General features: G+C 39.9%; 14 protein-coding genes. 11 read left to right on the top strand and 3 right to left on the bottom strand.

All coding sequences use genetic code 11. From position 1 onward, the window contains the following. The first annotated feature begins 6 nt into the window (after window positions 1-6). Together lpdA and AF333_RS16860 are read left to right on the top strand one after the other, a co-directional pair. The gene (lpdA, locus tag AF333_RS16865) at window positions 7-1389 is read left to right on the top strand and encodes a dihydrolipoyl dehydrogenase (RefSeq protein WP_043065204.1); all 1383 of its coding nucleotides are present in this window, start codon (window positions 7-9) and stop codon (window positions 1387-1389) included. A 45-nt stretch (window positions 1390-1434) separates the two neighbouring features. Further along, window positions 1435-2187 (top strand): SDR family NAD(P)-dependent oxidoreductase, encoded by a 753-nt coding sequence (locus AF333_RS16860; RefSeq protein WP_043065205.1) that lies wholly within the window; start codon window positions 1435-1437, stop codon window positions 2185-2187. A 554-nt stretch (window positions 2188-2741) separates the two neighbouring features. On the opposite strand, the gene AF333_RS35505 is transcribed toward AF333_RS16860, so the two are convergent. Continuing rightward, window positions 2742-2891, bottom strand: coding sequence for a hypothetical protein (locus AF333_RS35505; RefSeq protein WP_235496525.1), 150 nt, complete (start codon window positions 2889-2891; stop codon window positions 2742-2744). A 39-nt stretch (window positions 2892-2930) separates the two neighbouring features. Here AF333_RS35505 and AF333_RS16855 point away from each other — a divergent pair, with 39 nt between their 5' ends. The 4 genes from AF333_RS16855 (at window position 2931) to AF333_RS35500 (ending at window position 4961) form a co-directional block, all read left to right on the top strand. Next, window positions 2931-4187: an ATP-binding protein gene (locus AF333_RS16855; RefSeq protein ID WP_043065206.1), complete on the top strand. Its 1257-nt coding sequence runs from the start codon at window positions 2931-2933 to the stop codon at window positions 4185-4187. 3 nt (window positions 4188-4190) lie between these two features. After that, entirely contained in the window at window positions 4191-4514 is a 324-nt protein-coding gene (locus tag AF333_RS16850) for a DUF6138 family protein (RefSeq protein WP_043065207.1), read from the top strand. Continuing rightward, a complete protein-coding gene (locus tag AF333_RS37500; protein ID WP_235356624.1) occupies window positions 4508-4663 on the top strand; it encodes a DUF6138 family protein in 156 nt (51 codons plus the stop codon). The genes AF333_RS16850 and AF333_RS37500 overlap by 7 nt, the downstream gene beginning before the upstream one ends. A 115-nt stretch (window positions 4664-4778) precedes the next feature. Beyond that, window positions 4779-4961 carry a hypothetical protein gene (locus tag AF333_RS35500; RefSeq protein WP_235496522.1) on the top strand — a complete coding sequence of 61 codons (183 nt, stop codon included), beginning with the start codon at window positions 4779-4781 and terminating at the stop codon, window positions 4959-4961. Between the two features lie 9 nt (window positions 4962-4970). On the opposite strand, the gene AF333_RS16845 is transcribed toward AF333_RS35500, so the two are convergent. Next, complete coding sequence (locus AF333_RS16845) at window positions 4971-6146, bottom strand: DUF418 domain-containing protein (RefSeq protein ID WP_053912111.1); 1176 nt, start codon at window positions 6144-6146, stop codon at window positions 4971-4973. Window positions 6147-6446: 300 nt separating this feature from the next. After that, the gene (locus AF333_RS36855) at window positions 6447-6572 is read right to left on the bottom strand and encodes a hypothetical protein (protein WP_268753624.1); all 126 of its coding nucleotides are present in this window, start codon (window positions 6570-6572) and stop codon (window positions 6447-6449) included. 170 nt (window positions 6573-6742) lie between these two features. Between AF333_RS36855 and AF333_RS16840 the strand changes: the two genes are divergently transcribed. From AF333_RS16840 to AF333_RS16820, 5 genes are all read left to right on the top strand, one after another. After that, window positions 6743-7153 (top strand): BlaI/MecI/CopY family transcriptional regulator, encoded by a 411-nt coding sequence (locus tag AF333_RS16840; RefSeq protein ID WP_043065209.1) that lies wholly within the window; start codon window positions 6743-6745, stop codon window positions 7151-7153. A 2-nt stretch (window positions 7154-7155) separates the two neighbouring features. After that, window positions 7156-8934 carry a M56 family metallopeptidase gene (locus AF333_RS16835; RefSeq protein WP_052811952.1) on the top strand — a complete coding sequence of 593 codons (1779 nt, stop codon included), beginning with the start codon at window positions 7156-7158 and terminating at the stop codon, window positions 8932-8934. A gap of 497 nt (window positions 8935-9431) precedes the next feature. Next, window positions 9432-12572, top strand: coding sequence for a GNAT family N-acetyltransferase (locus tag AF333_RS16830; RefSeq protein ID WP_043065210.1), 3141 nt, complete (start codon window positions 9432-9434; stop codon window positions 12570-12572). A 70-nt stretch (window positions 12573-12642) separates the two neighbouring features. Beyond that, window positions 12643-13326: a sigma-70 family RNA polymerase sigma factor gene (locus AF333_RS16825; RefSeq protein WP_074715264.1), complete on the top strand. Its 684-nt coding sequence runs from the start codon at window positions 12643-12645 to the stop codon at window positions 13324-13326. Between the two features lie 98 nt (window positions 13327-13424). Continuing rightward, window positions 13425-13730 carry a GNAT family N-acetyltransferase gene (locus tag AF333_RS16820; protein WP_043065211.1) on the top strand — a complete coding sequence of 102 codons (306 nt, stop codon included), beginning with the start codon at window positions 13425-13427 and terminating at the stop codon, window positions 13728-13730. Window positions 13731-13750: the final 20 nt, after the last annotated feature.

Here is a 13750-nt window from a genome sequence, read left to right as displayed (position 1 = left end):
GAAACGATGGAGCGTTACGATGTTGTGGTAATTGGCGGTGGGCCAGGAGGCTATGTGGCGGCTATTCGTGCCTCCCAATTAGGGTGCAAGGTTGCGCTGGTAGAATCCGATCATTTGGGTGGGACCTGCTTAAATAGAGGATGCATCCCATCTAAAACGCTTCTGCGTCATGCAGAAGTGATTGAACAAATTGAGAAAGCGCGAAGCTGGGGAATTGAGACGGGAAGCCTTACATTTTCATTCGAAAAGATGATGAAAAGAAAAGATAAGGTTATTCAAACATTGCGCTCTGGGATTGCTGGTTTACTGAAAAAAGGGGACATCACGTTTTTTAATGGACAAGCAAGTGTAGATGAAAAAAAATGTGTTTCGATTAATCTCGGTAAAGAGAAGAAAGTTATTCAAGCTGATAAAGTGATTATAGCAACAGGAGGCGATCCTTTTGTTCCCCCTATTTCAGGTGTGGACAAGGTGGAGTTTCATACAAGTAATACGATCTTTCAGCTTACTGAAATACCAGAATCCATTGTGATTGTAGGTGGTGGAGTAATCGGAGTCGAATTTGCGAGTATTTTTGCTAGTTTAAATGTAGAAGTTACAATTGTTGAGATGGGGAATCGGATTGTTCCGAGTGAAGATCCGGACGTTTCGAGGACGCTTCATAAAATATTAAACAATAAAAATATTAGAGTTTTAACAAATAAAACAGTAGAATCAATAAGTCAGAAAGAAAAACTAAAGTGTGTTTCGGTTGAGTCGAGGGACGGAACCAAAGATCAAATTACATGTGAAGAAGTGTTGATAGCTGTCGGACGCAAGCCTAATCTTTCAGCCATTGAAATGTTACCTATACGAATGAACGGACCGTTTGTGGAGGTAAATAAATCGATGGAAACAAATATAGATGGGGTATATGCGGTCGGTGATATTATAGGAGGATGGCAACTGGCTCATGTAGCGAGTGCGGAAGGTCTTATTGCCGCTGAAAATGCTGCAGGGCATAAAGAGGAAGTGGATTATAAGGTCATACCGCGTTGTATTTATACGGCTCCAGAAATTGCGAGCGTCGGAATGAGTGAGGAACAGGCAAGCCAGAGTAAAATCCCTTATCGGGTAGAAAAATATGCATTATCAGGAATCGGAAAAGCGATAGCGATGGATGATACACAAGGATTTGTGAAGATTATCGTGGAAGAACAATATGGGGAAATTCTAGGTGTTGTTATGATGGGGGCTCATGTAACAGAAATGATTTCGCAAGCATCTGCTTTTATTTATTTGGAAGGTACAGTGGATGAATTGGCAAAAATGATTCAGCCACATCCAGCCTTATCTGAGATGTTGTTTGAAGCAGCTAATTCATGGCTAGGCAGAGGAATTCATTCATAAGATGAGCCGGTCATTTTATTATATTATGTAAAAGGGGTAGGAACGATGTTTACATTAACCGGAAAAAAAGCAATTATTACAGGTGCTGCACAAGGGTTAGGGAAAGCGATGGCTACAGCGCTACATGATGCTGGTGCAGAGGTCGTTATTCTAGATATTTCTGATCGGGCTCAAGACACAGCAGCTGAAATTGGAAAAGAAGGCGCAAGCGTTCATGCGGTAAAAGGAAATTTAATGGACCGGGAAAACTTAGAGGAGGCTTTCCAGGAAGCTGTAAACAAATTAGAAGGAAGAGTGGATATTCTCATTAATAGTGCCGGGTTAATCGAACGAAAAAGCGCCATGGATTTTTCGTTGGAAAGCTGGGATCGGATTTTCGAAGTGAATGTATCAGCAGTCTTTCAATTGTCTAGATTAGCGGCTCGTATCATGATTGAACAAGGCTCAGGAAAAATCATTAATATGGGCTCGATTTTAAGTTTCCTTGGCGGGTTTAATGCTGCGGCATATTCAACAAGTAAAGGGGCAATTGCACAATTAACGAAATCATTATCAAATGAATGGGCGGGACACGGTATTCAAGTAAATGCTATTGCGCCAGGCTATATGTTAACGACAATGAACGATGATATTAAGAATGATGAAGTTCGTTCTCCGCAGATTAATGCACGTATTCCTGCGGGGCGCTGGGGGACACCAGAGGATGTTACGGGTACTGCAGTGTTTTTGTCTTCGGCGGCATCTGATTATATAACAGGAGTAGTTATTCCGGTTGATGGTGGTGTTCTTGCCAGATAACTGCTTGTCATAAAATAAAAAAGCTATTCTTTCTATGGAAACCCCGCAGGGGGACTGACTCCAGAAAGAATAGTTTTTTATTGTTTTTGGACTTAAACAGGCGCTGAAGTATTACATATTATATTAACTGATTTTTCATATCCAAAAATACCTAAACGAATTGTCAAGAAAATTTCTCCTTTGAGCAAATTAAAAAAGTCTTTTATAATAGAAAGACTTTCTACGCATGAAAATATCACTTATTCTTTAATTTTATACCTATTTATGCTTTTTTTCTAAAAAACATATTACCGATAAACTCCTAACAATAATCTAAATATATTGGCAGTTGTTGGAGGTTTATTTATATTATGGACACAACCATTAATAACATTAATATTTATCCATTCTATTTTGTAATTAAACAAAGGAGAGAGCCTTCAAAAAATAAGCTCTGTTTATTAATAAACTTAAACAAAATTGATCAGGGCTAAAAGGAGTTTTTGTGTTCTAATTGTATTTTTTAAATGCAAAGCTATATAAATTACACTTAATATTTTGACAATGGAGTGTGGTTAGAAGGAGGAGATTCGGAAAAAAGAAGAGATTGGATGCGCCCTGCAATCCGGCAGAAGAAAGGGCAGCGTGTCTTTTTCCGACCGCTCCCGCCCACCGCTCTTCCTTCTTTTCTTACCTCCCACCATAAACATTTGTTGATGTATCAAATCAGATGTATATAGTAACTCAAATTAGGGGCGTTGAGCATGGGGATACCGACATTATTATTAAATGCGTTCATTATTATCCTTTGTATTTTTTGCTATCAAATATTTTGGTTGGATAAAGCCGGAAAAGAAGCACGTAATAATGTATTAATCTCTTTTCTTTCATCCATTGCGATCGTTCTTTGTATGACATTCCCCTTTAGTTTCCACTCGGGATATATCTATGATTTACGGCTTATCCCAATCCTTTTAGCTGCTCTCTATGGTGGTTTTAGGAGCTTTATTTTCATCACCTTTATCTATCTTTCTTACCGCTTTTACTTAGGCGGGAACGGATTTTTCCCTTCAGTTATTGTACATTTTATGCTTACTTTCATTATTATGGCATCTCATTACTTTCTATCAGGTTATTTAAAAAAAAGAAAAATATTGTTCGGCACCTTACTTATTTTTCTCTGTACTACTTGCTTTTCTGTCTTTGCTATAATGAACGAAATACGGATAAGCGCTAAAGTTGAATTTGTTTGTATCCATTTTTTAGCCAATTTTATAGTAATCAATACCCTTACTGTTTTGTTATCACTCTATCTTATTGAAGGCATGATAGAAAAGTTTAAAATGAAAGAAAAAATTTATCGTGCAGAAAAATTTAATGTGACGAGTGAATTAGCAGCCTCTATTGCCCACGAGATACGGAATCCGTTGACTACGTTATATGGATTTATTCAGTTGTTTAATAAAAACGAAATCTCGGAAACACAAAAGAGTGAGTATTTGCAAGTCATGCTAATAGAGCTAGAAAAAATACAACTCGTTATTAACGATTATTTATCTCTTGTAAAACCACAAATGGTTGTGAAAGAAACTTTAGATATTAGATCCATTGTCTATCAAGTAATAGATGTTATTTTACCGATGGCCAGTCTACATAATGTTAAAGTTGAAAGCGATATGATAGGTTCCCTTTATATAAATGCCAACGCCGTTAATATAAAACGGTGTTTAATTAACATTGCAAAAAATGGGATTGAAGCCATGACAAATGGTGGGGTACTGCGAATAAATGTTAAAAAGATAAAGAATAATATTGTGATTGAGATTATCGATTCGGGGATTGGAATGTCGCCTGAGGAGATAAATCGAATCGCGCTGCCGTTTTATTCTACAAAAGGGAAGGGAACAGGGCTAGGTACGATGATTTCATATGGTATTATTAAAGAGTTAAACGGAGATATAGAAATAAAAAGCGAAATAGGAAAAGGAACACGATTTTCTATTATTATTCCTTCTTCATAAAAGATGTCGAATGCCAAGGGGAGGGTTAGTGTAACAGATATTGAGCAAGATTTCATTTCGCCGAAAGTAAAAATCAAGCATAGCGAACCTACCGAACTATTGTCCGAGGAACAAGTCAGGGAGCAGGTTGCACCTGAACTTGCCTTATTTATGCAGCGAAAATTGAACAGTCTCCAGTTCTCGACATTAATTGATTATATGTTTACGTTCTCGGGCAAGTTTCGGGTACAAGAAGGCGAAGAAGAAAAAACTTCTGGAACGAATCACCTATTATATCGAAACGAAGCTCGAATCGGGAAAGTATCCTATTTATTTGCCGTTTGCTAAAACAAGGCTTTCCTCATAGCTATCAAATCAAGCTAAAATCCAGTGCTAAACAGTTTTTGCCCATTAAAAGAATTATATGGAAAAGGTCGACGAGGAGCACCAGTTTTTCGGTTATTCATAAAAAAAGCGCGTTATCCTTTCTATATTGATATAAGAAAGGGATAATGCGCTTTTCTCTTTAGAAATAGCGTTCTTAACTTGATGGATGTGTAGCAGAACCCCAACTATGATGTGCCATAGCGATATCATCTATATACATCTGATTTGATAAATCGACAAATTCTTGTGGTGAGAGATAAGAAAAGAAGGAAAAAATCAGAGGTTGGAAAAAGACACGTCCGCCTTTTTTCTGTCGGGGCGCAGGGCATATCCACCCTCTTCTTTCTCCATCTCTCCTATTTCCAACCACGCTACCATGTCAAAATATTAACTGTAACTTATATATAAAGTAGATGCCTAAAAAGGAGATTGCTTATGCTTAATAGGCTGCACATATCCATAGGTTAAAGAGCGCCAGAGCCATTCTAAAGGACCAAATTTATATCTTTTTAGCCAAAAGAAGCTAAAAATTGCTTGAAATAAATAAATAACCAGGCACAACAGGAAACCTACTGCCAAACTAATATTATTAAACAAATGAAAGGTAAAAATAATTAAAAGAGAAACCATTGTCTGCATCACATAATTTGTTAGCGCCATCTGTCCAGTAAAACTAAAGATGCGAAGGCGTTTCTGCCACCTGTCCTTTTGCACTAGTAATATAAGTGACGAAATGTAAAAAAAACAGAGAGTTAGGCCACTTAAACTAACAAAAAGCTGACTTACAATCGACTGGCGTATTCCAAAAGACAGCAATCCAAGTTCAAGGCAAGCTACAAACATGGTCAACGGCACACTAAGAAGCAAGCTGAAGCTCCAAACTCGTCTAACAAAGGTAGTATGTTCAGCGGGTTGTTGAAATATCCCCTTTTGTCCTGCATACAAACCAAACAAAAACATAGGTAACACCACAAAAACCATAATCGGGCTACTCTCAAGAACGAAGGCAACTTCTGTTTTGACTCGGTAAGCCAACCAATCTACATAAGTAGCATCCTGATATATTTTCACAGCTTCGTTTAGTTTTGTTATACCAGCGGTCTGCTTTTCTGTAATATAAGAAGGAGATTCAAATAATAATTGTGCAATTGGAATACAATAAAATACGAAAAGAAGCCCGAACGCCCAGCCCAGGATTACTTTATTACTCCGTTTATAAAACAACAGCAAAGCAAAGCCTACAATGGCATAAGCATGGAGAATATCTCCGTACCATAGAAAAATAAGGTGAAGCAAACCGAAAAGAAACAATATGAGCAACCTTCGAGAAAAGAGCCGGTACACTTTCAACCCTTTTTGTTCAGCTCTATTCATAAAGACATAAAATCCTAATCCAAATAAAAACGAAAAAATAGTATAAAACTTTGTTTGAATAAATAAGTTGAAAAATAGGCTCACTACTTTATCAACAGATGATAAATCTTGTGGAAGGTCATACAACTGACGAATAAAATCGGGTGAATGAAACGTAGGCATATTCACCAAGAAGATGCCAAGTAGGGCAAAGCCACGAATAATATCAAGTGTAATCATTCGCTCGCCTCTAGAAATTGGAGTTATTTTCATACCGAGTTTTCCTCTCCTGTTCCCCTAATATATTTTTACAAATTACTTGTCATCTCTTCGCTTTCTCTACGTACCTCTTATGGAAGAGAGGGCCCCAAATCGAGAAATTCTATCTATACCTCCCAACTTTCCTTTGCATTACTGGGTTTCCTGCCATCCTTTCTTTGAAAAATTTTCTTATCACCAATCATTCTAACGAAAGATACTTTCCTGTATCTGTCTACGCTCTTACATTAATCTTACATTGAAGAAGTCAGCCTATATAAATTACACTTGATATTTTGACAGGGTAGCGTGGTTGGGAGGAGGTGATTCAGAAAAAGAAGAGGTTGGATGCGCCCTGCGCTCCAGCAGAAGAAAGGTAATTTTCCTTCTTTTTTTACCTCTCACCACAAGAATTTGTCAATTTATCAAATCACATGTATATAGGAAGATAATTCGAAAAATCAGTAGATACTAATTTTCTTCCTGACTTTTTTGAGGTTGACATTTAACGACTACAAATGTAATCTATATATTGATTACAAAAGTAATCCAAAAGAGAAAGGAGGCAACAGGGTATTATGAAAGATCTACCTAAAATATCCGAGGCAGAGTGGGAAGTAATGAAAATCCTTTGGTCAAAGTCCCCTCAAACGGCTAATGAGGTGATCGATGCTTTGGAGGGACAAAAGGAGTGGAAACCCAAAACTGTCCGTACACTCATTAGCCGATTGCTTCAAAAAAAAGTAATATCCTATCATCAAGAAACGAGCAAAACATATTTGTATTATCCTTTGGTCTCGCAAGACGACTATCTACAAGCCGAAACGCAGTCTTTTCTTAAGCGCTTGTATGGGGGCGCATTAAAGCCATTGCTTGTTAACTTTTTGCAGGAACAGAAATTATCTTCGGAAGAAATTAACGAACTTAAACGTATTCTCGATGATAAGATAGAGACAGAGCTAAAGACCGATCGAAGAAAGGATAGATAAACGTGAACGTAGACTATCTAAGTCTCTCTCTATTGAATTTCTTTGATTGGGTATTAAAGACTTCTATGATGGCCAGTGTGTTGGTAGGGCTTATTTTACTGATGAAAGTTATATTACGGAACAAGCTACCGCCCAGATGGCATTATATACTATGGCTTATCATCATGGTACGATTACTTCTCCCATGGGCGCCTGAGAGTTCATATAGTGTGTATAATTTTTTCCTCTACGATCATGGACCCTCTCAAACGTCAGATGTATCTCCCATTAACAAAATCATGCTGGATGTTTCAGATTCGACTGCTCCTATTGAAGAAAAACAAGAGCCGACGATTTCAGTTTCTGCTACAGAGAAAAAACAAGATTCAACGAGTATTTCAATGTATACGTTCGCGTTTTATGTGTGGCTTTTAGGCGTTGTTTGTCTTTGTATTCACACCGTTATTGTAAACCGACGTGTTTATATACATATTAAACAACAACCTGCTATTACGGATCGAGAAATCGTTGACTTGTTTGAAGAGTGTAAAAAAACAATGGCAATCAAGCAAGCCATTCCTTTAGTTCTAGCAGGAAAAATTTCAAGTCCGACTGTTCTCGGGTTTATACGCCCTAGAGTTCTGTTGTCTGATTCATTGATAAGAACATTAGATCATAAGCAGTTAGGGTTTATTTTCTATCATGAATTAGGTCATGTTAAACGAAGGGACGTTGCCATCAATTGCTTGATGCATGGATTACTCATTTTGCATTGGTTTAATCCGATTCTGTGGTATGCCTACTATCGAATGCGTGAAGATCAGGAGATAGCATGCGACGCACTTGCTCTTACATTTATCGGTAGTGAACAAAAAGAAAACTATGGTCATACCCTTATTAGTCTTTTAGAGTATTATTCCAAGTCACAATCCCTATCGAGTTTAGCCAATCTAACTGGGTATACGAAACAATTAAAAAGGAGAATGATCATGATTAAAACCTTTCAAAAAAAGTCTTATCGTTGGTCGGCACTTGGATTAGCTTCCTTACTCGCTCTATCTTCTGTTTCATTAGTCAATGCAAAAGAAACGGGTCAGTATTCCCAAGAATCATTAGATGTTAACCTTCCATCCTCCCCTTTGATAGCTGCGGAAGTAAACCGTTCCTCTTTTGCAACTGAACAGGAAAGTAATCCAATCCAACAAGAAAGGGAAATGATTGAACAAGGGGAAGGTTTTTGGTCTAAGGAATTGACTGTTGATGAATTTATGGCCCAGAAAGGAATGAAATCGGCATTAGAATCATTTTATGATAAATTTCCATCAGCAAAAGCAAAAATCACAGGTAGTAAAGTTCAAAGTATAAGCAATGGTGAAAAGAAAAATGAGATTTCTTTGTTATTGATAAATAATAAGAAAGAGTCATTTGACTTAATTTTTGATACAAAGACAAAGAAGGTGACAAAGTGTGTTCAATTAGTATTCGATATTACTGAATCCGAGTTACCAGAAACAGTTCAAGCATCTTTGGATACAGTCTATAGTCTTTCATCAGAAATGAAGAACCTTAAGCTTCGTGCTTCCACTATGTATTCCGATACAATGGAAGGAGGGGAACAGTCGAAAACATATTATTTTCGATTTAGTGATGGTGGGAAAGTAGAGAATAACAATAAAGAGTTTGATATAAAGCTTGATGAAACAGGTAAAGTTCAATATTTTGACTTCACAAAATTACCTTTAGTCAATATTAAAGGAAACACAAAAGAGGGGAGCTATTGTGTTTATGCCTACATCCTCTGAAAAAAATCCGATTTTGGTCTTTTTTAACACTAAAGATGAGCTTACTACGATTCAAGTTACTACACAGGATTTTTTGAAAGATGTAGGGCTTTTACAATAGCATACATGAAACAAATAAAGTCGTTCTAACTGGAACGGCTTTATTATGTATCTAGTCATTATCATATGTTAAAAAACTTATTAGTGGTACGACCGTACGCCTATCAAGTTAAAGTATTATCGTCCCCTCTTAAACAAAAGTTTATAGTGGATGCGCCCTGCGTTCCAGCAGAAAAAAGGCAAACGTGTCTTTTTCCGACCGCTCCCACCCGCCGCCCTTCCTTCTTTTCTTACCTTCTACCATAAAAATTTATCGATGTATCAAATCAGATGTATTTAGATTTTTACTAGATTAAAAAGTGATGTTCTGCAAAAAAACGAAAAAATTGGAAACTGTTTTTTGTTACTTGCGTAAATGAAGGATAGTCTACTATATAGCAAGTACTGAGGTGTTAAAGATGGAAATGCATGTTGAAATTGTAAATTATCATCCTGATTATGCAGAAAGTATTGCAGAGATGTGGAGCAGAAGCCAGGATGCGTGGGGCGGTGGTACATCCGTTCGCACCGGGGAACAAATCCGTCAGGAGGAAGAGAACTCTGATTCGTTGGCCGTCTTTCTGGCTGTCTGCGATGGTCAGGTTGTCGGTTATTGCAGCCTAAGTGAATATCGGGAGGACACAGGAGCATTGTATATCCAGCTCTTGAACGTTCGTCCTGACTATCATGGTAAAAAGATCGGAAAAATGCTCGTGCTGCGGGCAGTGAAAGAGACTATGGACCGGGGGTGGCCACGCCTTGACCTGTATACGTGGGAAGGGAATGTCAAAGCAGTCCCGTTATACAAACGATGCGGTTTCTTTTGGGAAGACCGTGAGGATACGACGCACTTTATGAACTTCATCCCACAAATCGTTAATTGTCCAGCACTCGCACCCTATTTCTCGGATATCGATTGGTATGCTGATTTTACACGTACGATTGAAGTAGCGCCAGACGGTCGCGTGGAAAACAATTTCCATACGTATACATATGCATGGACTAAGAACGGACGTGAACTTCGCGTGGATGTTGAGCGTAGGGGAAGAGGCATCCGTCTAATTGAGACGGAAGATTATATATTATCCGCGACAGTAGAGCAGGCAGAACCTGTCTTTGGTAAAGAATATATCGTACAGTACCGCGTTATTAATAAATCGGGTAATCCGCTTAAGCTCGATTTTCAGGGCGTGTCGGACCGCAATATTGTATTCGACTGGCGAGAGTCCGTTGAGGTGGAAGGGGAACAATTGCTGACCGCCCGCTTCTTTGTTGGGGAGATCGAGGAAGAGCAGAGCGAGTGGCAGACTTGCCCAACCGTCCGTGCTCATGTAGCAATCAATGGTCTTCAGGCAGTACTGAAGGTCGGGATAGTGCCAAAATTCCCAGCCAATTTGTCGATGAGGGTGCCAGATACTATGTATGCTCTTCAAGGGCCGTATGAATTTTACCTCGATGTTGAAAATAATTTCCTTGAAACGGCTTCGTTCTCATTCGAGCTGCCTTCAGTACCATGGCTAGAATTGGAGGTACGTGAATTCACAGTACAGTTGGGAGTGAAGGAACGAGCATCTTTGGCGATTCCTTACAGGCTTTTGGATTACGGCTTCTATAGGTCACAACTTCAAATCCAGGCGATCCTAGCAAGCGGCCGGGAGATAACATTTTCTCGAATTATCGGTGGAGGATTCAGCGGACCAGGAGCTATGTGTGTTGGTGAAACCGGGAATACACGAGTGGTTATGAACGGCAAGCATAGCCTTCACTACGATAAGGAAGACAATCAGATCTATATCCGGCGCTCAGGCCGGAAGGAGCAGTGCATACTGATGCACCCGCAAATAGGCAAGCCGTACTCTGGCGAGTTCTCCAAAAAGAAGCCGGAACAGTGGGAGTGGAAGCAGGAGGGGGGAGCGGTTGGTTTCAAACATACATACCGTTCTGGTGAATATCCGCAATTACTCCTGCATATGCACTCGCTTCTGTACGCTGATGGCACGGTAAAGTTATGGCAGGAAGTAGAGAATGACTCGGGTACCAATATTCCTTCTAAAATGTGGGTCTCTCAGAGAATTTATTACGATTTGTACCGCTCTGTGCTTCCCTACGGGGGTCAGTTCGTAGAGATTAATGATTCTCATGGTAATGACTATGATTATTGGGATGGAGGCAAAGTAAACGAACCGTGGATATTCTCTCGTGGAGAGAAGGAGGCATTCGGCATTTGCTGGTCCGATACCCATTCCATAAATTTAAACGACTGGAATATGGAGCTAGAAACTCATATTGGAAGGGTGGATGCTGGCGAAACAAAGCGTACCGGTGTCATTATTCTATCGTTTGGCGGCTTCGAAGACTGGAAATCGTTCCGCAATTTTGCTTTGAAGCGCTCCATCGGTGAGCATCCAGAACAACCTGTATGTCATATAGAACTAACAGCCAATGGCGGCAATCCGTTCGTATCTCCGGAAACGGGCAGTATACCTATAATGCTACGCGATATAAAACAGAACGTATGGGAAGGAGAAGTATCCGTTTCATACGTAGGCAATTTCGAACCAGCAGAGACGGTGACCTTCTCGGGAAATAAAGAGGCGAAGGCTTACTTCATGCTCCCATCGCCTGATCGTCCTATCGAGACAATCCGGGTGAACGCCTGTATAGGCCCACTTGATGAAACATATCATACCTCATTATTTCAGGTTGGTTCAAATAGTGTAAAGCAAAGAAAGAATGTTGAATCCGGTTTTACTGTGCATGAGGTGGACAACGGACGAATCCGGATCGCTGCGGCTGCAGGTTATTACCCAGGTCTTCATTCCTTTACAGTGGACGGCCGGGAATGGCTGGCTACCGGTTTCCCAAAATATGGACCCAAGTCGTGGTGGAATCCCTGGATCGGCGGAATCTCGGATTTATTAGAGGGTTTGGGTCCACTATCTGTCCTGAAGGAGGAATGCTCAGCTTCCTTCGTCCATCTCCCTGACGAAAAAAATAACATGTGGTCCGGAATCAAGGTTAGCTTGAACATACAGAAGCACGAGACGTACAAGGGATTAACATTGAACGGGTACTATCTCCTACTACCGGGCGTACCGATTCTCGCATATTTTACAGAAATCCGGCAAGAAACCGGCATGTATCTCGATGGGAAGCAACTTATGACAGAGATGTTTTTGCATCCGGGTAACGGTCCGGATCACGGCTGGCTGCGAACGTTCAATCTTGAAGGGGAGCAGTTGTGTTATCGGCTCGGAAACGGGGAGCTGCAAGTGCGCGAAACGGGAGGCTATACTTTTGGACGAGAAGAACAGAAGGGGATCATGCATGTTGTGACCGATGAATCTGTCATCCAGCCGTCGGTATACTCAAACAAGGAGGTTAGTTGTCTTTCCTTCTCTCACCATTTGTGGCTACCGAACGGAACCTTGAACACATTGGCTCCGATATTTTTTGTCTTCACTGACGACATTTTGCCGCAGGGTGCCTTAAAAGAGCTTCGCGGTCTCACATTCAAAAACACGAAATCTCTCCATACAAAAAAAATTATCTTTTCATGAACCTAGGCACTCTTCCCGCCATCTAAACTTATGTAACACAAATAAAGAGGACAAAAGGAGGCCTCACAATGTGATTATCAAGCAAAATATTGAGCAGGATGTCTGGCTTGCTAAACGTGGAGACAGTGATGCCTTTAGTAGATTGATTCGAACCTATGAACGAAATCTGTATGGCTTGGCGCGTACGTACCTGAAGCGAGATGAGGATTGCGCTGACGCGGTGCAGGAAGCGATTTTCAAAGCGTTCAAGGCCATACATACCTTAAAAGAACCTGCTTATTTTAAAACATGGCTGTTCCGTATTCTCATTCACGAATGCATTCAATTGCTGCGGAAGCAAAAACGAACACGAATTGTTAAACAGTCCGAATGGGATGTTGAAGCAGTAAATGTCCCATACGAAGCCATTGAATTAAAGGAAGCTGTTACGTATTTGGAGAACGACCTTCGTGTCGTCATCCAGCTTCATTATTATGAGGATGTACCGATTAAGCAAATCGCTGAGCTTGTAGGTGTCCCAGAAGGTACGGTGAAATCTAGGCTGTACCGGGCTCGTACACTCTTGGCTGAAGAGCTCGAATCCTCCCAGGAAAGGAAAGTGGACCATGACCCGAAATTAACGCCGGAGCTTTGTCATAACGACTTTGCTCCACTGCCTTCCAGCGTATGCAAACGAATCAATGAAAGATTCTTTACATTCCTGTGGAAGCAGATATTACTCAGTCGATGCCGTTATGTCTTATTATGCGATTGAAATCGGAGAGAGGCCAATACGCATGGATAAATAATAAGAATAGAACGGGGGGAGCTATATGGAGGAACGAATAATAGATGGTGATATGAGAATAACGTATGACTATAATGAAACCGATTATGACAGTGTATCGTGTAATGAAAGGAGATAGAATAATCAGTGCCTGCTTATCCTGCTGTGTAAACGAAAAAGATCATGAGATGAGTGTGGAAACATACGATGAAGAAGAAATGAATAAAGGACTGGCAACGTTGGTATGCACAGCGTATTTGGAGCATTGTATTGAAAATGAGATCACACCGCACTGGTCAACGCTGGAAACGAATGCGGAGTCGAATCAATTAGGAAAAAAACTAGGGTTTGAGTTTGAGTCGAAGTGCAAGACACTTGAGTTCGAGTTTTAAAGTATGAATATTCGTTTACA

It is taken from the genome of Aneurinibacillus migulanus (assembly GCF_001274715.1).
Lineage (GTDB): Bacteria > Bacillota > Bacilli > Aneurinibacillales > Aneurinibacillaceae > Aneurinibacillus > Aneurinibacillus migulanus.
The sequence above is the reverse complement of the archived record's forward strand: the minus strand, read 5'-3'. Positions and strand labels throughout refer to the sequence as shown.

Coding starts and splice junctions, on each gene's coding strand:
- AF333_RS16820 (WP_043065211.1), top strand. CDS start 13,425: ATGACTATAATGAAACCGATTATGACAGTGTATCGTGTAATGAAAGGA.
- AF333_RS16840 (WP_043065209.1), top strand. CDS start 6,743: ATGAAAGATCTACCTAAAATATCCGAGGCAGAGTGGGAAGTAATGAAA.
- AF333_RS16830 (WP_043065210.1), top strand. CDS start 9,432: ATGGAAATGCATGTTGAAATTGTAAATTATCATCCTGATTATGCAGAA.
- AF333_RS16855 (WP_043065206.1), top strand. CDS start 2,931: ATGGGGATACCGACATTATTATTAAATGCGTTCATTATTATCCTTTGT.
- AF333_RS16845 (WP_053912111.1), bottom strand. CDS start 6,146: ATGATTACACTTGATATTATTCGTGGCTTTGCCCTACTTGGCATCTTC.
- lpdA (WP_043065204.1), top strand. CDS start 7: ATGGAGCGTTACGATGTTGTGGTAATTGGCGGTGGGCCAGGAGGCTAT.
- AF333_RS16850 (WP_043065207.1), top strand. CDS start 4,191: ATGTCGAATGCCAAGGGGAGGGTTAGTGTAACAGATATTGAGCAAGAT.
- AF333_RS16860 (WP_043065205.1), top strand. CDS start 1,435: ATGTTTACATTAACCGGAAAAAAAGCAATTATTACAGGTGCTGCACAA.